Here is a 22,907-nt window from a genome sequence, read left to right on the forward strand (position 1 = left end):
GTTGCGGGGCGGTCCGGGTGCTGCGTCGTCCGCAGCGCGGCCGGGCGAGGGCTCGGGAGGCCGTGCAGCCCGCCCGCACCAGGAAGCGCCGTAACAGTACGCCGCCGTAACAGTACGCCGCGGTTCGGGCGGTGCTTGGGATCCTCCGAGGGGCGGCGGAGGATGGATCGGAGACCACGAAGGCCGGACCACCGAAGCCCGGACCACCGACGAGAGGGAGCAGCAGATGGTGCGTATCACCGTACTGGGCGGAACCGGCTACACAGGAAGCGCCGTCGCCAGGAAGGCGCAGCGGCGCGGCCACGAGGTCGTCGCGGTGAGCCGGAACCGGCCGGCGGACCCGCTTCCGGGGGTCACCTACACTCCCGGGTCGGTGCTTGACCCGGACTTCCTTGAAACGGTCGTGGCCGGCAGTGATGTTGTCTTCGAGAGCGTGGCCCCCCGCGGGGAGATGGCGGGCAGGGAGGAAGGCGTGGTGGAGCGCCTGATCGCCCTGACCGCCGGGACCGGGATCCGCCTCGGCGTCATGGGAGGCGCTTCCTCGCTCCTCGTCGCACCGGACGGGCCCCGGCTCTACGATGTCAGCACGGTACCCGAGCCCGTCCGCCCGGAGGTGGAGACCGGCATTGCGCTCCTTGAGATGCTCAAGACTTCCCCGGAAAACGTCGACTGGTTCTACGTCAGTCCTCCGGTGACATTCGGCGTCTGGGCCCCCGCGGAGGAAAAGGGCAGCTACCGTCTCAGCGACGACGTCCTGCTCGCCGATGCCGAGGGGAAATCGACAATCTCAGCGGCGGACCTCGCCCTCGCGGTCCTCGACGAGATCGAGGAGCCCCGGTACCGCCGCCGGCGCTTCCACGCCGCCCACTGATCGCGTGGCCCGGTGCGCCGGCGGTGCGTGAGCGCGCAGCGGGGAAGAGTTCCGGGCATCGGTGCTCAGGCGCAAAGTTCCGGGGCAAGAGTTCCAGGCACCGGTCCCGCCTTCAGTCCGGGGCGCTGTAGTCGATTCGGAAGTTGCCGATGAAGGTGAGGGTGTTGCCGTCCGGGTCCTGAAGGGAGCACAACGTCACGTTCCTGTTCGCGGTGACGACCGGGCCCGGTTCGATTCCCTGTGCCGCAAGCCCGGCGATATGGGAGTTCAGGTCATCGACGGCGAAGTTGAGCAGGCCGGATCCCGCCCGCACAGGGTCGAGCGTTACCTGGACCCATCCCTGGCCGGTGATCCGCCACTCCACCAGGGACTCCGGCATCGGGACATTGGTCGGGGGAGTTCCCAGCACCCGCTCGTACCAGGCGCGCGCCGCAGCAAGGTCTGAAACGGGAACGACGGCGAGGACGTGCTGGATCGCCACGGCCTCTCCTTCCGATAACGGGGTCCGCGGGCCGGACCGGCTCGGGCGCAGCCGGACCGCCCCAGTATCACCCCCGTTCGGGGGTATCCGCTAGGTGCCGTTCGGCCAGGTCTCCATCTCGCGCCCATGCCTGCCCTCGTGCCCTGACGGTTCGCTCTGGGGCTGGTGGGCCCGGTCCGACCAGCGGTGCTTCGCGGCAGACTTTTCCGCAGGCACTGGTCCGGCGGAAATCCGGTGGCTACCGTGGTGGGCACAAGGGAACCGGTACCGCCGGCCTGCGGTACCCGCGGCCAGGACGCAAACGGAGCCGCGACGCGCCCGCGACAAGAAGGAGTAGACCCATGAGCACCATCGCCGCAATGCTTGAGACGTATCCCAAGGACCTGGGCGGTATTGACCGGGATCGGCTCATCGAATGCATCACGGCGTGCTTCGAGTGCGCCCAGGCCTGTACCGCATGCGCCGACGCGTGCCTGAGCGAGGACTCGGTGGCCCACCTCACCAAGTGCATCCGTACGGACCTCGACTGCTCCGACGTCTGCGTGTCGACCGGCAAGGTGCTGTCCCGCCACACCGCCTACGACGCTAACCTCACCCGGGCGGTCCTCGCGGCCTGTGAAGCGGTGTGCCGTGCCTGCGCCGACGAATGTGAATCCCACGCCTCAATGCATGAGCACTGCAGGATCTGCGCCGAGGCCTGCCGACGGTGTGAGAACGCCTGCCGGGAACTGGCCGCAGTGCTTGGCTGATCCGCTCCCAGGCCCCGCACTGGGGCGCGGGAGCGGATCCCGGCCGGCGCAGGCCCGCCGCCGAATTGGGCGGTCACCGTCCCGCCGGTGTGACGCGTCCGGTCCGGCCGCGCTCAGGAGAACCCGAAGAGGGGCGGGAAGGCCAGGACCACGACGGCCGCCCACAGGGCATACACCGGAAGGTACCGGGTCTGCCAGCGCTCGAGGGCGGTGAACGGACGGCGTCCGCGGAGGAATCCGACCGTGAGCCAGCCGGTGCGGACAAGATGGACAAGCAGCAGCAGGTTCAGCCCGAGCGCCGCGATCTTGTTGGGACTGAGACCGAACTCCGCGATGCGCGTCAGCATCGCCGTCAGCATCACGGCGTCAACGGCGAGGGCCGCGGCGACAAGCACCAGCTGCAGCACGTCGAATACGCCGGGGGGCGCCAGCGAGTTCCGGGCCGAGATCGCGTAGAGCAGCAGGCAGAGCACCAGCACGAGGATCGCATCCATGAGGATCAGCAGGCCGCGGTCGACTTCCGCAAGTCCGCCGACGGCGGCGAGCACGGCCAGCACCGCCAGCAGCATGGCGATCGTCAGGGGGGTGAAGACCCGGGTGAGGACCGGGGCGATGTTCTCGACGACGTTCTGCTTGGCCTCCACGAGCCAGGCCGCGACGACGAGCGCCCCGGGAACGGCAAACGGCAGGATCCAGTTTTCAAGGACCGGTTCGAGGTCGGCGCCGACCAGCTGCAGGACGGCGAAGGTGAGCCCGGTCAGGACGGCCCCGCCGAGGGCCAGCAGGACGAAGTAGATGACGAGCTCGCCGGTGAACCGGGCGAAATCCATGCGCCGGCCGTCGGAGCGCCACCTGCCGCCGACGTAGGCGATTCCGGTCAGCAGCCACAGCACTACCGGTGCGTGAAGCACGGCCAGCAGTTCGGTGGAGCCACCGGGTGCGAACGGATAGGCGTTGAGGACGACCGCCAGGACGGCGAAGGGGACGAGGATCCCCACCACCACCTGGGCGCTCAGCCGCCGCTTCCAGGCGAAGTACCCGGCGAGGAACGGGAGGACGAGCAGCCCAAGGTTCCGGGCCAGCACTCCACCACCCTCGATCCAGGCCAGGCCCGCCTTGACCGCGAGGCCGGCGCCGACGGCGAGCGCGAGCACGATTGCCAGTTCACGCCACGGCGGCGCCCCGGCGTCCGCCGGGTCCTCGGGCATCAGGACCAGCTGTTTCCAGAGCCGGTCGGAGTGTTCCCGCGCGAATTCGCGAGAGACGGCATCGAGGTTGCCCAGGCGCTTGATGGCCACCAGGAAGGCCTCCTCGTCGTCCAGCCCGGTGGCCTGCCGGTCGGCGACCTGTTCCCGCAGGTGGTCCTCCAGTTCGTCGACGTCGGCGGGTGAGATGGCCTGGCGCCGCTGGACGTAGCCGCGCCACCTGTCGATCTGGGCCTCAAGCTCCGCGTGCTCCATCACGCCCACCCCTGCGCGACGGCGGGCGGGCGCTGCGCGGTGTGCCAGACCTGGCGCAGTGCCTCGGCCACGACCGTCCACTGCTCCTGCCGGTCGGCGAACGCCTCCCGGCCCGCGGGGGTGATGGCGTAGTGCTTGCGGCGGCGTCCGGCCTCCGAGGTGCCCCACGACGATGAGACGTAACCGAGCCGTTCCAGCCGGTGCAGCAGGGGATAGAGCATCCCGTCGGTCCACTGCATGCCGCCGCCGGACAGCTCGCCCACGCGTTTCAGGATCGCGTACCCGTACAGGTCACTGTCCGACAGGATCCCCAGCACCAGTGGGGTCGCCGACGCGGCGACCAGGTCCTTATCAATGCGCATTGCGCCTCCATACCTAGAAGTAAAGGGTATCGAACCATAGCAGTGCTAGGTATGACAAGTTGGGGCGGTTGCTCCTAGCCCGGAGCACCGGCCGGAGGCAGCGCCTCGACGACGGCGCCTTCCTGCGGCAGGCCGGAGTCCCGGATCCGGGAGGAGCCCGGCCCGCGGGGCCATTCCCGATACCGCGCGAACGCCATCGGAATGCCGCGGGCGGTGGCGGCGTCCGGCCCGTCCATCACCTGGAGGTGTACGTGCGGCTGGGTCGAGTTGCCCGAGTTCCCGCATGCGGCGATGGGTTGACCGGCGGCAACCTCCTCACCGGGCGTCACAACGATGGATCCGGCCCGGAGATGCGCCAGGGCGACGAAGGCCGGTGGATGCCTCAGGCGGATTACGACGTGGTTGCCCGCCACTGCGGCCACCCCCTCGCGCAGGCGCGCAGGCTGCCCCAGGGCGTAGGGCAGGAGCGCAAGCTGCGAGCGCCGGGCGGCGTGGTCCGGTTCGCCGTCGTGGACTCCGACAACGACGCCACCGGCAGGGGCGAGTACCGGCTGCCCCCAGGCGACAAACCGATCGGGCGGTTCGGTGGCGGCAAGGGTCCGCCAGTCGCTGGCGAACGCCGTCCGGTGGCGCGGGTCGACGCCGATGAAGTCGATGGCGTACCGCCCGCCCAGCAGGTCGGTGCCGTGGCTCGGCACCCGCCGTGCGGGACTGTTCCGTGCCAGCCACCTGCCCTCAAAGGGCAGCCGGAGCATTACCGGCGCACCGGGGCCGCCGGGCCGATTCTCCTCGTTCATGGACGGAAGTCTAGGTCCGCCGCGCCCCCGGCGCCCGTCCTCATCCTGCAGGACCCTTCCGGCTGCCGGTCTCAGCTCCCGCCGGAGCCGTCGGTGACGGGGGAGTAGGCGCTGCCGGTCCGGGTCCTTTCGAGGAGTTCGGAATCCACCAGGTAGCGGCGCAGCGTGACGGCGTCGGAGGTGTACCTGCCGAGGCGTTCATTGACGTCCTTCTCCGACAGTTCCTCTCCGGGGGTGAACGCCTTCCCGGCGATCCACCGCAGCAGCTCGTAGCGCTGGCGCTTGTTCGCCGGGTACTGATCGATCCTGCCGGCCACGAGGAAACGCTCGACTCCCTCCCTGCGTCCGGCACCTCCGGAGGCCTCCAGCAGCGTGCGGAAGATCGAGGGATTGGGGGACCAGCCGTCCTCCCGGACAGCCAGTCCGGCGGCAGCAAGCTGGTCCAGCGCCTTGGTGCGCTTCGGCTCGGACACCACAATGCCCCGTCGGCGCGCGTCATCGAGCACCAGTTCAGCAAACACAATGCGGAGCTTCTCGTTGGCCAGGGCGGCCAGGACCTGTCGCCAGCTGTTCACCGTGGATGACCCGTTCCTGGAGTGCTCTTCCCGCCCGGCGGTCCGGCGCGGCATCACCGGCCGGTTGCCCGGCGTGGTGCATCCCGTTAAATGTCCGGCGGCCCGGCGGGAAAGTAAAGCGGCGCGCCGCATGCGGGACTCAGCATGCGGGACTCCTGCCATTGCCTGGGCGCCGCGGCAAGGGAAATCGCGTCCACCCGGCGCCCGGACCTGATCGCTTTCGGCGTGCGAGGCTGGGAGAGCGCCGGCCCCCGGCGGGCGGCCGGGAGGAGCGCCCTTGTGGTGCGGTCATCGACACAGGCTCCGGAGGGAGAACATGGGACTGCCAACCGATGCCCAGGCAGACCGGCCGCTGCGCCGCGACCGCACGATGTGGGCTGGAGTGATGATCGGGCTGGGGTTAATGGCCGCCGTCGACGAAATCGTCTTTCACCAGCTGCTCGCCTGGCACTCCTTCTACGACCGGGCCGGAGGCACTGTCGGCCTGGTCTCGGACGGTGTGCTGCACGCCGCTGAACTGTTCCTGCTCATCGCCGGGTTCTTCCTGCTGGCCTCAACGCTCCGCCGTGAGACGGCGTCGGCCGGCGCCGCCCTGGCCGGACTGTTCCTTGGTGCCGGCGGGTTCCAGCTGTTCGACGGGCTCATCAACCACAAGGTGCTCCGATTCCATCAGATCCGGTACGGCGTCGACGTGCTTCCCTACGACCTTGCCTGGAACGCGGCGGCCCTGGTGCTGCTCCTGGTCGGCGCCGTCCTTGCCGGAGTTGTTGCCCGCAGGCGGCGGAGGAGCGGAAGCGGCACGACGGCGGACCGGCCCGATGCATGAGCACCCCGGCGAGGGCCTCGGCGTCCTGCTGCTTGGGTCACTCCCGTTCCTGGCCGCGCTAATGCTCTACCTTGCAGCGGCCGCCGGATCCCGGCGCGCCGGACGGCCCTGGCCGGTGAACCGCAGCGTGCTCTGGTCGACGGGGGTGGGGGCGGCCGCCCTCGGCTTCCTCGGCCCGGTTCCCGGGAGCTTTCCGGCCCATATGAGCGCCCACCTCCTGGTGGGCATGGCCGCCCCCCTCCTGCTGGTTCTGGCCGCACCGGTCACCTTGGCCCTGCGGACGCTCGCCGTCGGACGCGCCCGCCGGCTCTCCCGCCTCCTCAGGTCTCCGCCCCTGCGCCTGCTTGCCCATCCGGTTCCGGCCGGCGTCCTGAACACCGGTGGGCTTTGGCTTCTGTACACCACCCCGGCCGCGGAGGTCCTCGGCTCCGGTGCCGGGCATGCGGCGGTGCAGCTCCATTTCCTCCTGGCCGGCTGTCTTTTCACCAACGCCATTATCGGCGTCGACCCGAATCCGCACCGGGCCGGGTTCGCCCTGCGGACGGCGGTGCTCCTTGCCGCGCTCGCCGGGCACGGCATCCTCGCAAAATACCTCTACGCGTATCCGCCCCCAGGGGTTCCCGCCGGTCAGGCCGAAACCGGGGCCTCCCTGATGTACTACGGCGGCGCACTGGTCGAGACCGCACTGATCACCGTGTTCTGCGCCCAGGAGTATGCCCGCGCCCACCGGGGTGGCCGCGGAGCCGGCGGTCTGGTCAGCTCCAGGGCGTCCGGCGGCGCGGCTGCGGCACGCCGTCCAGCAGCAGGTCCGCCCTTTCCTCGAAAAAGCAGACGAGCCCGTGAAGATCGGCGGTTTCGATGAACGGCTCCGCATAGGTCCAGGCGAAATCGGGGTAGGTCTGTTCGGGCAGCTCGACGTTCCAGTACCGGGCCCGGCCCTTGTACGGGCAGATCGAGCGGGTGTCACTGGGGACAAGCGGCACCCGGACGGCGTCCGCCGGGAAGTAATAGCGCACGGGCAGCATCGTCTCGAACACCAGCAGCGGGCGGTTCGTCGAGGCGAGCGTGTGCCCGTCGAGCCGCAGCTCGACCTCCTGGGAACTGCGGCGCCGGTCGACCCGCCAGTAGGGATCCCGGGGATGCCCGATGATCTCCTCATCCTCTTCAAGCCACGCATCGAGTGAGTCGAAGGAAAAAAGAACGTAGTCCCGGAGGTCGGCATCGTCCGGGCGGAACGCCTCGGCGGCCACGGAGCTTCCGGGCATCCACGCCTTCAGGGCAACGCCGGCACCGGCGTGGATCCGGAACGGGACGGCGGGACTCAGCACCGGAGCGCTCGTCGCGACGTCGGGAAGTTCAACCACCGCCTCGGTGCGCGATGCAGCCGGCGCGGCGGCCTCCGGCACCAGCTCGCAGGCGACGTCCGCCACCGGGACGGCATAGGTGGGAAGGACACGCCGTGGTTCCCAGACAAGCAAGGCCTTCCGGCTGTCGAAGAGGGTCTGGCCATCGAGCATTCCCCGGATGCGCTTGGCGGTCGGTTCATACCGCAGCTCGCCCAGGTGCCTGCCCAGGAGGTCCCTGATGCGTACGCCCATCCTTCTTCGCCACCCTCCGCGATGATGGTGCTGGGCCCGGGAAGCCGGAGACCGGACCGCAAAATAAGCCTACGCCGGTTCCTCCCGGTGTGCCCCGATGGGGCGTTCGCTACCGGGCGGGCTCAGGAGCACGCACCGGCCGCGAGGGTGATCCCGAAGTCGTACGTCAGCGTGTAGCTGCGGAATCCGGTGGAGTAGGTGATCCGGGCTCCGTCGGTGACGCCGCCGCCACCGGCACCATCGGAGACCGCCAGAATGAGGTTCCCGGTGGCCCCGGCAGGAATTTCGCCGCCCACGGCCGGCTCGGCCGCGTCCCACCACCGGCGGTGCTGGTCGTCGGGCGGAACTGTCGACCCGGCACCGAAGGTGGCACCGGCGCCCTCCGGCACCATCAGCAGGTGCGCCTCGACGAGGTCAAGGCCCTGCGGCTCCTGCAGTTCGACCTTCTCCAGCGTCACGGGGTGCCGCGAGCTGTTCGCCAGGAGGATCTGGCCCGCCGCCGCATAACCCTCGGCCTGCTTCGGCATGCACACACCGGCACCCGAGTCATGGGTCCTTCCCAGCGGTCCGGGATCGAGCAGCCAGGCGGCGGCGGCCAGGCCCCCAGCGGCAAGCCCCACTGCTGGGAGGAACCTTCGGGACAGGTCCTTTCGCGATGGGGCCTTTCCGGATTGGGCCTTTCGGAAGGGCGGAGGAGGGGGCGCCGAGGGAGCGCCTGGGGCCCCGCCAACCGTTGAAGCCGTGTCGGTCCCGTACCCTGCGCTCATGGCTTCCCCTCGTGCCCGGATGAGTCGGCGGTACGCGCCGGACGGCCACCGGACCGCCTGGTGTGCTGAAGCATAACGGCACAGGCGCCGAAAGCCTATGGTCCGGCCCGCCGGCCCCTGACTCCCGCCGCGGGGAGCGGGTATCGTGTGGCGGGTGGAGATGCCGACCCATTCAGCCTTCCCCGCAGGGACCGCATCCGGCGGCCGGCCGGGCGGCACCTACGCGGCAGCACCGCCGCCCTCCGAAGGCCGGCGGATGCTCCTGGCCCGGCGGATCCGTCTCCTGGTGGCGGCCACCATCACCTATAACGCAATTGAAGCGGTGGTGGCGCTCGGCGCCGGAACCGTCGCCTCGTCCGGAGCGCTGTTGGCGTTCGGGCTCGACTCGGTGGTCGAGGTGCTCTCCGCAGCGGCCGTGGCCTGGCAGTTCGCCGGACCCGATCCCGAGGCCCGCGAACCGAAGGCGCTGCGGTTCATCGCGTTCTCCTTTTTCGGATTGGCCGCCTTCGTGACGATTGACGCGGTGCGCGCGCTCGCCGGCGGCGGCGAAGCCCAGCACTCGCCGGTCGGCATCGCCCTGGCGGCGGCCAGCCTCGTCGTCATGCCGTTCCTCTCCCTGGCGCAGCGGCGGGCCGGACGCGAGCTCGGGTCCCGCTCCGCCGTGGCGGACTCGAAACAGACCCTGCTGTGCACCTATCTCTCCGCGGTCCTGCTCGGAGGGCTGTTGCTCAACTCCACGCTGGGGTGGTCCTGGGCCGATCCGGTCGCCGCGCTGATCATCGCGGCGATTGCCGCAAAGGAGGGCCGGGAGGCGTGGAAGGGGGACACCTGCTGCGCGGCCCCGATGGCGTCGGCGGCGGTACCGGCGGCCCGAACAGCCGCCGGCCCAGGGGAGCGGGCGGTCCCGGCAGCCGCCGAAGCGCCGTCGTGCGCATGCTGCTCCGCCAAGCCGGCGGAACCTTCCGAATGAACGCCATCGGTCCCGGGTCGTCAGGAGTCTGGTGCTTCCGCGACGACGTGGACACCGTTCTGGCGCTGGCCCGGTCGGGTTTCGACTGGGTGGCCCTTGACGCTCAGCACGGCAGGTTCGACCGGCGCTCGCTGATCGACAACGGGCGCGCTCTGGCCGGTGCCGGTCTCGCCTTCGCGGTCCGCACTGGGGGCCCGGACCCGGCCGGCATCGGACTTGCCCTGGATGCCGGCGCTTCCGCGGTGATCGTTCCCCAGATCGACACCCCCGACGAGGCACGCCAGGTGGTGGACGCCGGCAGGTATCCACCGCTGGGTTCCCGCAGCTGGGGCCCGTTGGCACTGCTCTGGGGCCTCGAGGCGGCACCGCCAGCTGCTGCTGCTGCCCAGCTCGGTGTCATGATCGAATCCGCAGCCGCGTTGGCAAACGTCGGCGCGATTGCCGAGGTACCCGGCGTCGACCTCCTGTTCATCGGGCCGTTCGACCTCGCGCTGTCCCTGGGCACCACCGTTGACGCCCTGCTGGCCGAAGGGGACGGGCCCCTGGCCGAAATCGCCGCCGCGTCGTCCGCGGCCGGGAAGGCGGCAGGCATCTTCGCCGGCGATCCGGACCGCGGCCGAATCCTGCGAGCCCGCGGCTTCGACCGAATCGCGGTGGCGACGGACTCCGGCGTCATCGCGGCAGGGGCGCGCGCCGTCCTCGGCGGACCCTGACCGGCCTGTCCTGACCGGCCAGTCCTGACCGGCCCGTCCTCGGCGGGCCATCCTGACCAGGCCGCGCTGATTGGACCGCGCTGATTGGACCGCGCTGATTGGGCCGCGCTGATTGGGCCGCGCTGATTGGGCCGCGCTGATTGGACCGCGCTGATTGGACCGCGCTGATTGGACCGCGCTGATTGGACCGCGCTGATTGGACCGCGCTGATTGGACCGCTCTGATTGGACCGCGCTGCTAAGGCCGGGCTGATTAGACCGCGCTGATTAGACCGCCGGACCGCGGAAGCGGGCCCGGATCTCAGCCGCAGGACCGGGTGGGGCCCGTCCTCAACCGGAGGGCGCCGCGCCGCCGATGGCCAAAGATATGAATGCCAAAGTGCGCCCTCAGGTGCAGTAAAACCAGCCGGGCGGCCGCCACCCGGAGGGGACCTCGTGGCCGCCCGCCGACCCGCAGCGCGTACATGTGTAGAACGTCCGTGCCGGCTCCGTACCTCCGTCCGGCACCTTTGCGGGCGGCAGGTAGGAGGAGTAGATCAGGAAGTCGTCCGTGCCGCACTGGGGGCAGGAGGGAATCCGTGCCTGCGGCGTCGGGCTTTGTTGGGTTGGGGCGGGCCGGGTGCGTGGCGCTGTGAGAGCGCCGTTGGAGGAGGGCATGGAAGCGGCGTCCGATCCTATGGTTTTTCGGTTCTGCGGGTCCGGGAATCCAGGACCCGCACTGGAGTGTCGACCAGCGGCCCGGTATGAGACCGGACCGGTCCCCTGCATCAGTATGGTCTTCCCGGGCGGCAGACAGGAGGGCCATTGGTCCCGATTCGCCATCCACCGGCCGGCGCCGGCGGACACCGGCTTGCGGGGATCGGTGACCTTCGGCCCTAGGCGGCGATGTGCGACGGGGTCACCCTGTGAGGACGGGTCACCGTGGACGGAAAGTCTGCTGCGGAAGGAACAGTCATGGAGCGTGGGGTTCGGGGACGTGTTGTGGTGGGCCTTGATGGCTCCGCTCAGTCGGTGAAGGCGCTCCGTCTTGCCGCGCGGATTGCGCCCGCCCTGGATGCCGACATTACGACGGTGGGCGCCTGGGAGTACCCGGAAGAGTATGCCGGGTACGTCCCGCTGGGCAGCGACAACTTTGCCGAAGTGACGAAAAAACGGATGGACGACGCCATCGCCGAGGCCTTCGGTGCGGAGGTCCCCCCTCAGCTTGAGCGGAAGGTGGTGTTCGGGCGGCCGTCAAAGGCCCTGGTGCGGGAGGGCAGGGATGCCGACCTGCTCATCGTGGGGCGCCGCGGACACGGCGGCTTCCGAGGCCTGCTTCTGGGCTCGGTCAGCGCCGCCTGTGTCTCGCACGCAGCGTGTCCGGTGTTGGTCGTCCACGAGGATTCTGACTAGCGCTTCCGCGCCGGCCCGGCGGAGGGACACCACCGTGATTTCACTGGTCGGCAGACCCGGTGGAGCCCTCCGGGCGGTCGAAGGGGTTGGGGAAGGCCGCGGTAGGGGCGCCGGTGATGGCCTGGCGGTTGGAGGAGGGCAGGTTGCCGTCCTCGTCGCGCACCCCGTAGGCCGCGGCCGCCTCGGCGGCGACCAGGGCGAGGCCGCTGAGGCGCAGCACGTCCGGGTCGGCGGCCAGCGCGGCGACAGTCCGTCCGACGAACAGCGGAGTTTCCCGGTTGGTCTCGTGCTCAAAGTACTGAAGGTTGGCCACCACGCTCTCGGTGAGGACCAGCCCCGGATAGAGGGCGATTGAAGCGACACCGTGGTCCCGAAGGTCGAAGGCCATGCCGGCGGCCAGGCGGTCGATGGCCGCATGGGCGACGCCGTAGGGGACCGGAGGAACGAAGACCTGCCCGGCGAAGGAGGAGAGGGTGACGATCAGGCCCTTCCCGGCGCGGACCATCAGCGGGGCGGCGAGCGAGGAGGCGGCGTAGTGCGCCCTCAGGCCCGCGCGGTGCATGGAATCCCAGAGGCCGAGCGGCTGTTCCCAGAACGGGCCGGGATTGAAGTCGCTTCCATCGGTGAACCGCTCGTACCCGCCCCAGGCGGTGTTGGCAAGGACGTCAAGCCGGCCCTGCTCCGACTCGATGCGGGCGAACGCCTCGGTGAGTTGGGCGTCGTCGGTGACATCCAGACGCAGCGGGATGCCGGTGCCGCCGGCCTCGGTGACGAGCCGTGCCGTTTCGGCAATGGTCCCGGGCATCCGCGAGGGCGCGGTCCCCTCCTCGGTGGTGCGCCCGCCGACGTACACCGTGGCACCTGCCTCACCGAAGGCGGAGGCGATGCCGCGGCCCACGCCGCGGCTGGCTCCCGTGACGAAGACGATCTGCCGGTCGGTGCTGGTCATGGGGCTCCCTCGTCGGTGCTGCTGGCTACCGCACCAGCATGGCGCACCTCAATCCGGGGACCAACCCGGACGGGTCAGAGCCCGGTGTTGAGGGTGGTCCCGGCCACCGGTGCGCCGCCGGAGAGCACGGTGGCCAGGTCGAAGCTCACGGGCTCCTCAAGCTGGCCGAAGGTGCAGGAGGCCGGATCCCGGTCCGGCCGCCAGCGGTTGAACTGGGCGGTGTGGCGGAACCGGGCGCCTTCCATGTGGTCGTAGCGGACCTCGAGGACCCGCTCGGGGCGCAGGGGAGTGAAGGACAGGTCCCGGCCGGCGGCCCAGCGGCTGCCTTCGGCGTTGAACGGCGTGCGGATTCCGTCGTCCTCCCGGGCGGCGGCCCAGGGGTGCTCCTCCGGCGAGGTGACCAGGGGCTGCAGTTCCTGGAACAGCTCACGGCGGCGGGCTGCGGTGAAGGCGCCGACCACCCCGACGGCCATCAGGTCCCCGTCGTCGGTGTAGAGCCCCAGCAGCAGGGAACCGATCCCTGCTGCGTCGGCCTTGTGGGTGCGGTAGCCGGCCACCACGCAGTCGGCGGTGCGCTCGTGCTTGACCTTGAACATCGAGCGCTTGTTCGGCTCGTAGGGCCCGTCGAGCGCCTTGGCGACGACCCCGTCCAGGCCGGCGCCCTCGAACTGGGAGAACCATTCACCGGCCACGGCGGAGTCGGTGGAGGCGGGCGTGAGGTGCACCGGCGGACGGGCGGCGGCCAGGTGCTTCTCCAGCAGCGCCCGGCGTTCCCGGAAGGGCCTTCCCGTGAGGTCCTCGTCATCGAGGGCGAGCAGGTCGAACGCGACGAAGTGGGCGGGGGTCTCGCGGGCAAGCAGCGCCACGCGGCTTGCAGCGGGATGGATGCGCTGCTGGAGCGCTTCGAAGTCGAGCCGTGCCCCGCTGACGACGATCAGTTCGCCGTCGAGGACGCAGCGCGCCGGAAGGTTGGCCCGGACCGCCTCGACCACCTCGGGGAAGTACCGGGTCATCGGATTGCCGTTGCGGGAACCGATCTCAACCTCGTCCCCGTCGCGGAAGACGATGGAGCGGAACCCGTCCCACTTCGGCTCATACAACAGCCCGCCCTCGGGGATCCGGGCAACTGACTTGGCCAGCATCGGGCGCACCGGCGGCATCACGGGTAGGTGCATGCTGATCGTTCTCCTCGGAAGATGGGGTTCAGTGGTCAGGGGGTCAGGGGGTCAGGGGGTCAGGTCCGGTGCCCGGAAAGTGTCGCAGGCGTTGATGTCGCCGGCGCGGTAGCCCCGGAGGAACCAGGCCTGGCGCTGTTCGCCGGATCCGTGCGTCCACACCTCGGGATTGACCTGGCCGGTTGCCGCCTCCTGGATGCGGTCATCGCCGACGGCCGACGCCGCCGACAGCGCATCGCGCAGGTCCTCGGTGGTGAATTCCCGCAGGAAAGGCTCACCCGTCTCGGGGTCGGGGGTGCTTGAGGCGTGCGCGGCCCACAGGCCCGCGTAGCAGTCGGCCTGAAGCTCGACCCGGACGGCCCCGGACTCCGGCCCCTGGGGATCCTGCCGGCCGGCCTCGAGGGTGTTGGTGAGGTTCTGGATGTGGTGCCCGAACTCGTGGGCGATCACGTACTCCTGTGCCAGCGGCCCCCCGGAGGATCCGAACCTGGTGACGAGGTCGTCGAAGAACGCGGTGTCGTAGTAGGTCTGCTGGTCCACCGGGCAGTAGAAGGGACCGACGGCGCTGGTGGCGCCGCCGCACCCGGTATCCGTCTGGCCGCTGAACAGGGCCACCCCGGGTGCGCTGTACTCGACGCCGTACTGGTCCAGGTAGGGCAGCCAGAAGCTGTCGAGGCTTTCAGCGGTGGCAAGGATACGGCAGTCGAGGCGTTCGTTGGCGTCGGCGCCGGTCTGGCACGACGTGATCGCCTCCGGCGCGCCGGCACTGCTGCCCTGGCCCTGGCCGGTTCCGTCGTCGAGGCCGAGCTGGCCCACCACCTCGGGTCCGAACAGGAGGGAGAGGATCAGCACCAACCCTCCGCCGAGACCGCCGCCCACCGCCAGGCCGCGGCCGCGGCCGCGCCCACGCCGGTCGCTTACGCGTGAAGGGTCAAGGCGGACGTTGTCGTTGAAACTCATGGAACCAACCATAAGCCAACTGATGATTCCGTGAAGGGAGAAGGAGGAGGAGAAGTTGTGCGGCAACCGCGCGGCAAGGCAGCGGCATTGTGCCAGTGCAGCTTCGTTGCTCCAAGGGAAATTTAGCTTCGGTCCGGCGGCTTGCGGCACCGCGGGCGCCACGGACAATAGGGGTTACCGCCCTGCGGTTTCCCGGCTCGAGGGAGCCCTGCGTGCGCCGCCGACCAGAAGGAGATCCCCGTGAACCTGCTGCACTCGATGGTCGAAGCCCTTGAGAATTTCAAGCCCCTCGATACTGTCGCTGCGCCGGTCGCCGCGGCCGTTGAGAAGACCCTGAGGCCGCGGGTCCTGCGCAACGCCCTGAGCGGCAAGGCCCTGGGGCACCGACTGCACCCGGTGATGACCGACATCCCCACCGGGGCCTGGACCATGGCGACCCTGCTTGACCTGGTGGGCGGCCGGGACTCGGAGCACTCTGCGGACCTCCTCGTGGGAGTGGGCATCGCCTCGGCCCTGCCGACGGCGCTCACCGGAGCGAACGACTGGGCCGACACCGTCGGCAAGGACAGCAGGGTGGGCCTCGTCCACGCCGTGGGGAACAGTACCGCCCTGACCCTCTACAGCCTCTCGGCGGTGGCCCGGCGCCGGGGCAGCCGCACCGCCGGCACCCTGCTGGGTGTCGGCGGGTGCGGGGCCCTGCTGTTCAGCGCCTATCTCGGCGGGCATCTGAGCTATGCGCGCGGGGTCAACGTCAACCGCACCGCCTGGCGGGAAGGCCCAGAGGCATGGACGCCTGTGCTGACCGACGGTGAGCTGGCCGACGGCGAGCGCCGCGTGGTGGAGGCCGACGGCGTCTCGATCCTGCTGTACCGCGACGGCGGCACGGTCCGCGCCATGGACAGCGTGTGCAGCCACCTTGGCGGACCGCTTGAGGAGGGCGAAATCTCCGATGGCTGCGTCACCTGTCCCTGGCACGGCAGCACCTTCAGGTTCGACGACGGGACCGTGGTCCGCGGCCCGGCGAGCAACCCGCAGCCCGTGTACGAGGCGCGGGTCGACGACGGCATGATCACCGTCCGCCGGGCCGGTGCGGAGGAGAGCATCAGCTCCTCCTAGGCCGGAGCCTAGTGCGCCGGCACGGCCGAGGGGTCCGGCGCGTTCTCGGGCTTGCGCACGAAGATGGCCGCAATCACCGCGCCGAGGGAGATGACGGCTCCCCAGACGAAGGCCACCTGGATGCCGCCGGCCAGGGCTGCTGTCTCCGACTGCCCCGCGGCCGCCAGGTTGCCCGCGACGATGGTGGTCACCGAGATGAACAGTGCCGTGCCGACGGCGCCGGAGATCTGCTGCACGGTGCCGAAGACGGCACTGGCGTGGGAGTACAGGCTCGGCTTCACCGAGCCGAGCGCCGAGGTCAGCAGCGGGGTCAGCATCAGGGCAAGGCCGAGGCTCCAGACGATGTGGGTGATCAGCACGAAGTAGATCGGCGTGGTTTCCGAGGCGAAGCTCAGGGCCACGAAGGAGACCCCGATGAGCAGCGCCCCGGGTACGAGCAGGACGCGCGGTCCCCGGCGGTCGAAAACCCGTCCCGCCCACGGTCCGAGGACACCGATCAGGACGCCGCCGGGAAGCAGCAGCAGGCCCGCGACCAGCGGTGACTCACCCAGCACGCTCTGGACGTAAATCGGCAGGAGGATGATCGTCCCGAACAGGCCCATGAAGGCGAGGAACGTGGTCAGGATCGCGAGGGTGAAGTTGCGTGAGGAGAAGGTGCGCAGGTCGAGCAGTGCGCGGTCGGCGCGCTGAAGCCGGATCTGGCGTGCGATGAACAGCGCGAGGAGGACGATGCCGGCCGCCAGGGGAATCCAGGCGGGAACCGCGGCTTCGGCGCCGGCCTCTCCGAGCTGGCTGAAGCCGTACACGATGCCGCCGAAGGCCAGGGCCGAGAGAATCACCGACAGCACGTCGATCGCACTCTTGTGGGGGGAGGTGACGTTTGTCATCTTGGTGGCGCCCAGGATGAGGGAGACCAGCGCGATGGGCAGGACGAGCCAGAACATCCAGCGCCAGTCCAGGACGCTGAGGATGGCGCCCGCGGTGGTGGGGCCGACGGCGGGGGCCACGGAGATCACGATCGAAATGTTGCCCATGGTGCGCCCGCGGGAGGCGGCCGGCACCAGGGTCATGACGGTGGTCATCAGCAGGGGCAGCATGATTGCGGTACCGCTGGCCTGGATCACCCGGCCTGCCACAAGGGTGCCGAAGCCCGGCGCGAGGGCGGCGAGCAGAGTGCCGGCGCTGAACAGCGACATGGCGACCAGGAACAACGGACGGGTGTTGAAGCGCTGCAGGAGGAAGCCGGTGATCGGGATAACGACTGCCATCGTCAGGAGGAACGCGGTGCTGAGCCACTGCCCGGCGCTCACGGTGATGCCGAGATCCTGGACCAGGCGCGGAATGGCGACGCCGGTGATCGTTTCGTTGAGGATGACGACGAACGCCGAGATGATGAGGAGGCGGATGACCAGGCGGTCCTTCGCCGAAACCCCGGGTTCGGCCGGCAACGGTGCCGGTTCCGCCGAAGGTGGATCTTGGGACACCTGTGGTGACGTGCTGCGAGGCATGAGTTCTCTTTCTTCTAAGACGGCGCCTACTTTTGCTTCTGCCGCGCATACCGCGGCGGCCCCACTACTCCCGGGCGGGAGCGCCGGCGCTTGGCTGGGCCTAATTCTCGATAACCCGGCAGTCCTCCGCTCTATTCCGACGATGGAGAACGGTTTTCCGGCGCTGCGGCATCCGCGCCGAAGCCCCGCCCGGGCGGCGCGCGGGTGAAACGGTGGGCTGCACTAGCATGGTGCGGGTGCGCCGGAGCAGGGCTTGGCGCCTTCCACCTGCAGATGCCCGAAGGAGTAGCGCATGTCCGGCTCGTATTACCGCTCGTTGGGGGAGGGCCGGTTCGAGTCGACCGTCCACGCCCAGGGGGCCTGGAACCCCGGTGAGCAGCACATGGCGCCCGTTGCGGGACTGCTCGTGCAAAAGCTGCTGGACTGCGAGCCCCGTCCGGACCTGCAGCTGGCCCGGGTGGGTTTCGACATCCTGGGAATGATTCCCGGCGGCGAGTTCGAGGTCTCAACCCGGGTCCTCCGGCCCGGACGCACGATCGAGCTGCTCGAGGCCGAGCTGCGTGCCCAGGGCCGCACTGCGGTCACCGCGAGGGCGTGGCGGCTGGCCAAAACCGACACCGCCGAGGTCGCCGCCGTCGAGGATACCGGCATGCCCGGGCCCGACGAGGCGGGACCCTACGACGGCATGACACAGTGGCCCGGCGGCTTCATCGAATCCCTCGAGTTCCGCGTGGTGCCCGGCCACCGCCCGGGCCGCGGCCGCATCTGGCTGCGGACACCCTTGGAGCTCGTCGATGACGGGCCGACGCCGGACCTCGTGCGCCTGTGCGGCATGGTGGATGCGGCGAATGGGATCGCCGCCAGGGTCCGGCCGGGCACGGGCAGCTGGATGTTCCCCAACGTCGACCTCCAGCTGCACTTCCACCGCCCGCCCTCCGGGCCCTGGCTGGGCCTGGATACGAGGGTGACGTTCGGGGCGGACGGGGTGGGGCTCACCTCCAGCGTCCTGCACGATCAAGACGGGCCTTTCGGCCGGTCCGAGCAGATCCTCACGGTCCGCCCGCTGTAATTCCGGAATGGTCGGTGCCGTCCGGTCGTTGGGACAAGTGGGCCGGAACGGTCCGTGCGCACTAACCGCAAAGGAACATGAACTATGCCAAAGGCAGTCTGGAACAACCAGGTCATCGCGGAATCCGCAACTACGGTTCTGGTCGAGGGTAACCACTACTTCCCGAAGGACTCCGTCAACGAAGAGTTCTTCCGGGCAAGCCCCACGCAGACCACCTGCCCGTGGAAGGGCCAGGCCCACTACGTCACCCTCGAGGCGGACGGCAAGCAGAGTGTCGACGCCGGATGGTTCTACCCGCAGCCCAAGGACGCGGCACAGAACATCAAGGACCACTACGCGTTCTGGCGCGACGTCGTCGTCACTGACTAAGGTCGGAAGCAGCGGGAACGCCCGGACCCAGCCCGGGCGGTCCCCTCGCACCGCCTGCACCGCCCCGGTCCCAGGGCCGGGGCGGGGCTATGGTGCCGCCCGCAGGACCAGTGCAATGGAAGGGATCGCATGGAGTACCGGAGACTTGGCAGCAGTGGCACCTCAGTATCGGCGCTGGCCCTTGGCACGATGACGTTCGGGGCGGAAGCCGACGAGGCCGAGTCCCACCGCATCCTCGATGCCTACGCCTCCGCCGGCGGAAACCTGATCGACACCGCCGACGTCTACACCGCCGGGATGTCCGAGGAGATCATCGGGCGCTGGCTGGCTCGAAACCCGGCCGGGCGCGACTCGATGGTGATCGCCTCCAAGGGCCGGTTCCCCATGGGCAAAGGGGTCAATGACCTGGGCCTGTCGCGCAGGCACCTGCGCCGGGCGCTCGAGGCCTCACTGACCCGCCTCGGCGTTGACCACCTCGACCTCTACCAGGTGCACTCCTGGGATCCCCTCACACCGCTCGAGGAAACCCTCGGGTTCCTCGACGAGGCGGTGCGCAGCGGCAAGATTTCCTACTACGGCTTCTCAAATTACACCGGGTGGCAGCTGACGAAGGCCGTGATGCTGGCACGGGCTTCCGGGTACAGCGCGCCGGTCACGCTCCAGCCGCAGTACAGCCTGCTGGTGCGCGAGATTGAGGCCGAGATCGTCCCTGCCACTCTTGACGCCGGCATGGGTCTGCTGCCGTGGTCACCGCTCGGCGGCGGCTGGCTGAGCGGAAAGTACTCGCGGGACACCCTGCCCACGGGAGCCACCCGGCTGGGGGAGAATCCTCAGCGCGGGATGGAGGCCTGGGAGCAGCGCAACGCCCAGGAGCGCACGTGGCGGATTGTTGACGCCGTCGGAGAGACGGCGAAGGCCCGCGGCGTCAGTGCCTCGCAGGTGGCCCTGGCCTGGGTGGCGGGCCGGCCGGCTGTCACCTCGGTCATCCTTGGGGCGCGGACAGTGGACCAGCTTGAGGACAACCTCGCCTCCGCAGGGCTTGAACTGACGCCGGAGGAGGCCGGCCGGCTGGACGCCGTCAGCGCGCCCCAGCTCAGCGACTACCCCTACGGCGGACCGGCGCTGGAGCAGCGCAGCCGGGAGCTCGACGGAGGGCGCTGAGCCGAGCGCAGCGGGTCCGCCCGCTGCGCCGGTCGACGCCTACCGCGGCCCGGCCGTGCCCGGTTCGCCGGCCAGGTCCACGAACTTTCTTTCGCGCCCGTCCGCGCGCCGGGCCGGACCCCGGCTTAGCCGAGGACGGCCAGGGCGCGAGGGGCGGCCTCGACCAGAACCTTCGTCTCTGCCGGAGCCGATTTGACCTCGCCGTCGAGCTGGTAGGGCATGGGCTTGACGGTGGTGAACTCGTACCTGCTGACGCTGGGCTGCTTGCCGAGCCCCTTGGAGGCGGCGCGCAGGGCTGTCAGCAGCACCTTCCACTTCGCCATATGGGGGAAGACCACCACTTCGAACTGTCCGTCGGACGGGTGGTCCTCTGCCTCGCTGAGGGTTGCGTACTTCGCCATCTCCGGGATGTTCGCCAGCACGAGGCTGTCGAATCTGCGGTGGACCCCGTCGGTCTGGCGGATTTCGAAGGGCTTGAACTTCGCGAAGGTACGCACCACCGTCACCATTTCCTTGAAGGCGCCCTTGCTTCCCTTTTCGAGGTCGATCGCCACCACGGGCGTGAGCCCGAAACCGATGTAGGAGTGGGCGTAGTGCGTCTCGGCCTCCGCTTCCTCGCCAATCGTGATTTTCAGGAGGTCGAGGCGCCGCACCTCGCCCTCGGCAATCGCCTCGGGAAGGGATTTGGTCCCGGTGGTGCGGCGGTGGTCGTTGGCGTTCCCCGCGGCCATGACGGCGCAGACGGTGTCGCTGCTGCCGCTCTGCATCACCCCGTTGACCACCTCGTTGTACCCGCCGTCGCCGCTGACCGAGACCACGAGGGCATTGCCCTGCCGGGCGGCCTCCCGGGCGAGTTCCACGGCATGACCGGCGCGCTCGGTGGGCCGCAGGGTGATCTCCGGAGCGTAGGACAGGAGCCGGGTCAGGTCATTGTGGAGCCCGTCGGCGAGCCGTGGCGCGTCCCCGGTGCTGTTCGGGTTGAAGATGATCGAAACGGAGTCGAAGCTGCGCGCTGAGTCCATGAAGTGCCCCCGGTGGAGTTCGGTGCTGCGAGACGGTTCCGGTGCGCCTCCGGCAGTGCATCGGGGCGGTCCAGACCTTACAACTCCAAGAGTGTCATATAGATTGGGCGCGGGGCACGCTGCCGGGCGCAGGCCGCCTCGGGGCGGGTTGATCCGCCCGCGGGAGAGCCGGAGCGCCGGTGCACGACGCGGAACGGGACGACGCGGAACGAACGGACGGAGCCGGAGGCCATGGGGAACCCCTGGGAGGGAGCGGACACGCTTGAGGTGTATCAGCAGCGCCGCACGTCGGGTGCCTCCGAGGACCTCGACGCGGGCATCGCGCTCCTGAGGGAGGTGGCCGCAGGGCGGCGCAGCCCCACGCTGCGTCTGTACCGCCCGGAGCCGACGGTGGCCTTCGGACAGCGCGACGCGCGGCTTCCGGGATTTCCCGAGGCCGGCGGCAAGGTGCGGGCGGCGGGATTCGAACCGGTGGTGCGCCGAGCCGGCGGAAGGGCCGCCGCATACCACCGGGGCTGCCTGGTGGTCGACCATATTGAACCGGCATCCGATCCGGTGGCCGCCACGCGCGCGCGCTTCGAATTCTTCGGAGGCCTCTTCGCCCGGGCGCTGCGGGACGCCGGTGTCCCCGCCGCCGTGGGCGAGATCCCGGGGGAGTACTGTCCCGGGGAATTCAGTGTCCACGGCCCGGCGGGCGGGCGGGGGCAGGTCAAGCTGGTGGGAACAGCGCAGCGGGTGGTGGCCGGGGCGTGGCTGTTCTCCTCGGTGCTGATCGTTGTGGATGCGGCGCCCCTGAGGGCCGTGCTCACCGACGCTTATTCGGCCCTCGACCTGAAATGGGACCCGGCCACCGCGGGAGCGGCCGAGGATCTTCGCCCGGGCATCCGGGTCCGGGACCTTGAGGAGACGGTACTTGGCGCCTACGACCGGCACGTGCGGCTCGTTCCGGCGCCGGATCTGTAGGGCTGGATCAGTTGGGCGGCCTGGACCTGCTGGACCGGCAGGCGGGGGCAGGAGCGGCAGCCGGCGGGACGCGCCCGCCGGCCGGCCGCTGCGGCCTAGACGCCGAGGCGGGTCTTGACATCCGCCACGGACGGGTTCGTCGCCGTGGAGCCATCGGGGAAGATGACGGTGGGGACCGTCTGGTTTCCGCCGTTGAGCGAAGCGACCAGCTCGGCCGTCCCCTCGGTCTCCTCGATGTTGATCTCGCGGAAGCCGATGCCCTGGGCTGTGAGCTGGGACTTCAGCCGGCGGCAATAGCCGCACCACGATGTCGAGAACATGGTGATGGTCCCGTTTTCTGGTGTGTAATCCACGGTGCTCCTCCTGGGATGGCTGCAAAAAATGGTGCTGTTGTGGTTTCAGTACCTACAGGTGCAACGCCGCTGCACGGGTTTCGATTCCGTCAGGCGATTTCGACGATGGAAACGGTGCCGTCCGGCTCGACCCGCAGGCCGGGGTTGTAGCAGACCTCCCACCGGAATCCGTCGGGATCCGCGAAGTACCCGGAATAGCCGCCCCAGCTCATCTGGGTGCCCGCCGCCACGATCGACCCGCCGGCGGCTGCGGCCTCGTGGAGCACCGAATCGACCGCCTCCGGTGAGTCAACATTGTGGGCCAGGGTGAACAGCTGCGGATTGCCATGCCCGCCTCCGCCGGCCTCCGCTGCGAGGTGGTCAAGGCGGAACAGGGACAGCAGCAGTCCATGGCCCACCTGGAAGAAGGCCACCTCCTCGGGAACGTGGAGTTTGGGCGTCCATCCCAGCCCGTCCGCGTAGAAGGCGAGGGAGGCCCTGAGGCTGCGCACCCCGAGGGTGATCACATTCACCGTTGAATCCATTCCCCGATCCTCTCACCGCCACCGCCCGGTCCCCGGACGGACGCCCGGGCGTGGCGCGGCGGTTGTTGGTCGCGCCCGAGCGCAGCGGATACGATCAGAGGACCGCGGCGACGCCCGATTCCGGGTGCGCCTGCCCCGGATGCACGCCAGTCATTAGCTCGTACCACTTTCGCAAGGA

26 protein-coding genes are annotated in these 22,907 nt (G+C 69.7%); 12 read left to right on the forward strand and 14 right to left on the reverse strand.

Annotated features, from left to right (window positions below; genetic code table 11):
- Positions 1-226: 226 nt before the first annotated feature.
- Entirely contained in the window at positions 227-871 is a 645-nt protein-coding gene (locus GVV86_RS10860) for an NAD(P)-dependent oxidoreductase (RefSeq protein ID WP_159802814.1), read from the forward strand.
- Between the two features lie 112 nt (positions 872-983).
- Here GVV86_RS10860 and GVV86_RS10865 read toward each other — a convergent pair whose 3' ends face one another.
- Positions 984-1,352, reverse strand: a complete 369-nt coding sequence (locus GVV86_RS10865) for a VOC family protein (RefSeq protein WP_159802815.1) — start codon at positions 1,350-1,352, stop codon at positions 984-986.
- Positions 1,353-1,693: 341 nt separating this feature from the next.
- Here GVV86_RS10865 and GVV86_RS10870 point away from each other — a divergent pair, with 341 nt between their 5' ends.
- The gene (locus GVV86_RS10870) at positions 1,694-2,101 is read left to right on the forward strand and encodes a four-helix bundle copper-binding protein (RefSeq protein ID WP_159802816.1); all 408 of its coding nucleotides are present in this window, start codon (positions 1,694-1,696) and stop codon (positions 2,099-2,101) included.
- Between the two features lie 113 nt (positions 2,102-2,214).
- Here GVV86_RS10870 and GVV86_RS10875 read toward each other — a convergent pair whose 3' ends face one another.
- The 4 genes from GVV86_RS10875 to GVV86_RS10890 form a co-directional block, all read right to left on the reverse strand.
- Entirely contained in the window at positions 2,215-3,561 is a 1,347-nt protein-coding gene (locus GVV86_RS10875) for a permease prefix domain 1-containing protein (RefSeq protein ID WP_159802879.1), read from the reverse strand.
- Positions 3,561-3,923 (reverse strand): PadR family transcriptional regulator, encoded by a 363-nt coding sequence (locus GVV86_RS10880; protein WP_159802817.1) that lies wholly within the window; start codon positions 3,921-3,923, stop codon positions 3,561-3,563. The genes GVV86_RS10875 and GVV86_RS10880 overlap by 1 nt, the downstream gene beginning before the upstream one ends.
- A gap of 74 nt (positions 3,924-3,997) precedes the next feature.
- Positions 3,998-4,720 (reverse strand): M23 family metallopeptidase, encoded by a 723-nt coding sequence (locus GVV86_RS10885; RefSeq protein ID WP_159802818.1) that lies wholly within the window; start codon positions 4,718-4,720, stop codon positions 3,998-4,000.
- Positions 4,721-4,791: 71 nt separating this feature from the next.
- Positions 4,792-5,295 (reverse strand): DUF2087 domain-containing protein, encoded by a 504-nt coding sequence (locus GVV86_RS10890; protein ID WP_246669960.1) that lies wholly within the window; start codon positions 5,293-5,295, stop codon positions 4,792-4,794.
- Positions 5,296-5,611: 316 nt separating this feature from the next.
- Between GVV86_RS10890 and GVV86_RS10895 the strand changes: the two genes are divergently transcribed.
- The gene (locus tag GVV86_RS10895) at positions 5,612-6,121 is read left to right on the forward strand and encodes a DUF2243 domain-containing protein (protein WP_159802820.1); all 510 of its coding nucleotides are present in this window, start codon (positions 5,612-5,614) and stop codon (positions 6,119-6,121) included.
- Positions 6,114-6,983: a cytochrome c oxidase assembly protein gene (locus GVV86_RS10900; RefSeq protein ID WP_201291435.1), complete on the forward strand. Its 870-nt coding sequence runs from the start codon at positions 6,114-6,116 to the stop codon at positions 6,981-6,983. Before GVV86_RS10895 ends, GVV86_RS10900 begins: the two co-directional genes overlap by 8 nt.
- Here GVV86_RS10900 and GVV86_RS10905 read toward each other — a convergent pair.
- Both GVV86_RS10905 and GVV86_RS10910 read right to left on the reverse strand, forming a co-directional pair.
- A complete protein-coding gene (locus GVV86_RS10905; protein ID WP_159802821.1) occupies positions 6,877-7,719 on the reverse strand; it encodes a DUF427 domain-containing protein in 843 nt (280 codons plus the stop codon). The genes GVV86_RS10900 and GVV86_RS10905 overlap by 107 nt on opposite strands.
- 122 nt (positions 7,720-7,841) lie before the next feature.
- Positions 7,842-8,339, reverse strand: coding sequence for a hypothetical protein (locus tag GVV86_RS10910; RefSeq protein ID WP_159802822.1), 498 nt, complete (start codon positions 8,337-8,339; stop codon positions 7,842-7,844).
- A gap of 403 nt (positions 8,340-8,742) precedes the next feature.
- On the opposite strand from GVV86_RS10910, the gene GVV86_RS10915 reads away from it, so the two are divergent.
- The 3 genes from GVV86_RS10915 to GVV86_RS10925 all read left to right on the forward strand — a co-directional run bounded on the left by GVV86_RS10915 (position 8,743) and on the right by GVV86_RS10925 (position 11,560).
- Positions 8,743-9,456 (forward strand): cation efflux transmembrane domain-containing protein, encoded by a 714-nt coding sequence (locus GVV86_RS10915; RefSeq protein WP_246669964.1) that lies wholly within the window; start codon positions 8,743-8,745, stop codon positions 9,454-9,456.
- Complete coding sequence (locus GVV86_RS10920) at positions 9,453-10,169, forward strand: HpcH/HpaI aldolase family protein (protein ID WP_159802824.1); 717 nt, start codon at positions 9,453-9,455, stop codon at positions 10,167-10,169. Before GVV86_RS10915 ends, GVV86_RS10920 begins: the two co-directional genes overlap by 4 nt.
- 953 nt (positions 10,170-11,122) lie before the next feature.
- The gene (locus GVV86_RS10925; protein ID WP_159619231.1) at positions 11,123-11,560 is read left to right on the forward strand and encodes a universal stress protein; all 438 of its coding nucleotides are present in this window, start codon (positions 11,123-11,125) and stop codon (positions 11,558-11,560) included.
- A gap of 40 nt (positions 11,561-11,600) precedes the next feature.
- Here the strand turns inward: GVV86_RS10925 and GVV86_RS10930 are convergent, their stop codons facing one another.
- From GVV86_RS10930 to ypfJ, 3 genes are all read right to left on the reverse strand, one after another.
- Positions 11,601-12,509 (reverse strand): SDR family NAD(P)-dependent oxidoreductase, encoded by a 909-nt coding sequence (locus tag GVV86_RS10930; RefSeq protein WP_159802825.1) that lies wholly within the window; start codon positions 12,507-12,509, stop codon positions 11,601-11,603.
- Between the two features lie 74 nt (positions 12,510-12,583).
- Positions 12,584-13,684, reverse strand: coding sequence for an ATP-dependent DNA ligase (locus tag GVV86_RS10935; RefSeq protein WP_159619227.1), 1,101 nt, complete (start codon positions 13,682-13,684; stop codon positions 12,584-12,586).
- A 51-nt stretch (positions 13,685-13,735) separates the two neighbouring features.
- Entirely contained in the window at positions 13,736-14,644 is a 909-nt protein-coding gene (ypfJ, locus tag GVV86_RS10940) for a KPN_02809 family neutral zinc metallopeptidase (protein WP_159802826.1), read from the reverse strand.
- Between the two features lie 240 nt (positions 14,645-14,884).
- Between ypfJ and GVV86_RS10945 the strand changes: the two genes are divergently transcribed.
- Positions 14,885-15,760 carry a Rieske (2Fe-2S) protein gene (locus GVV86_RS10945; RefSeq protein ID WP_159619223.1) on the forward strand — a complete coding sequence of 292 codons (876 nt, stop codon included), beginning with the start codon at positions 14,885-14,887 and terminating at the stop codon, positions 15,758-15,760.
- Positions 15,761-15,768: 8 nt separating this feature from the next.
- Here the strand turns inward: GVV86_RS10945 and GVV86_RS10950 are convergent, their stop codons facing one another.
- Entirely contained in the window at positions 15,769-17,268 is a 1,500-nt protein-coding gene (locus GVV86_RS10950) for an MDR family MFS transporter (RefSeq protein ID WP_159802827.1), read from the reverse strand.
- A 292-nt stretch (positions 17,269-17,560) separates the two neighbouring features.
- Here GVV86_RS10950 and GVV86_RS10955 point away from each other — a divergent pair, with 292 nt between their 5' ends.
- The 3 genes from GVV86_RS10955 (at position 17,561) to GVV86_RS10965 (ending at position 19,867) form a co-directional block, all read left to right on the forward strand.
- Positions 17,561-18,337, forward strand: a complete 777-nt coding sequence (locus GVV86_RS10955) for a thioesterase family protein (RefSeq protein ID WP_159619219.1) — start codon at positions 17,561-17,563, stop codon at positions 18,335-18,337.
- Positions 18,338-18,421: 84 nt separating this feature from the next.
- Entirely contained in the window at positions 18,422-18,706 is a 285-nt protein-coding gene (locus tag GVV86_RS10960) for a DUF427 domain-containing protein (protein ID WP_159619217.1), read from the forward strand.
- A gap of 129 nt (positions 18,707-18,835) precedes the next feature.
- Entirely contained in the window at positions 18,836-19,867 is a 1,032-nt protein-coding gene (locus GVV86_RS10965) for an aldo/keto reductase (RefSeq protein WP_159619215.1), read from the forward strand.
- 125 nt (positions 19,868-19,992) lie between these two features.
- On the opposite strand, the gene GVV86_RS10970 is transcribed toward GVV86_RS10965, so the two are convergent.
- The gene (locus tag GVV86_RS10970) at positions 19,993-20,889 is read right to left on the reverse strand and encodes a diacylglycerol/lipid kinase family protein (protein WP_159802828.1); all 897 of its coding nucleotides are present in this window, start codon (positions 20,887-20,889) and stop codon (positions 19,993-19,995) included.
- Positions 20,890-21,120: 231 nt separating this feature from the next.
- On the opposite strand from GVV86_RS10970, the gene GVV86_RS10975 reads away from it, so the two are divergent.
- Entirely contained in the window at positions 21,121-21,852 is a 732-nt protein-coding gene (locus GVV86_RS10975) for a lipoate--protein ligase family protein (RefSeq protein ID WP_159802829.1), read from the forward strand.
- Between the two features lie 95 nt (positions 21,853-21,947).
- On the opposite strand, the gene GVV86_RS10980 is transcribed toward GVV86_RS10975, so the two are convergent.
- Both GVV86_RS10980 and GVV86_RS10985 read right to left on the reverse strand, forming a co-directional pair.
- The gene (locus tag GVV86_RS10980) at positions 21,948-22,205 is read right to left on the reverse strand and encodes a mycoredoxin (protein ID WP_159619209.1); all 258 of its coding nucleotides are present in this window, start codon (positions 22,203-22,205) and stop codon (positions 21,948-21,950) included.
- Positions 22,206-22,294: 89 nt separating this feature from the next.
- Complete coding sequence (locus tag GVV86_RS10985) at positions 22,295-22,729, reverse strand: VOC family protein (RefSeq protein ID WP_159619207.1); 435 nt, start codon at positions 22,727-22,729, stop codon at positions 22,295-22,297.
- Between the last annotated feature and the right edge of the window lie 178 nt (positions 22,730-22,907).

The sequence above is a fragment of the Arthrobacter zhaoguopingii genome (assembly GCF_009828595.1).
Taxonomy (GTDB): Bacteria; Actinomycetota; Actinomycetes; order Actinomycetales; family Micrococcaceae; genus Arthrobacter_D; species Arthrobacter_D zhaoguopingii.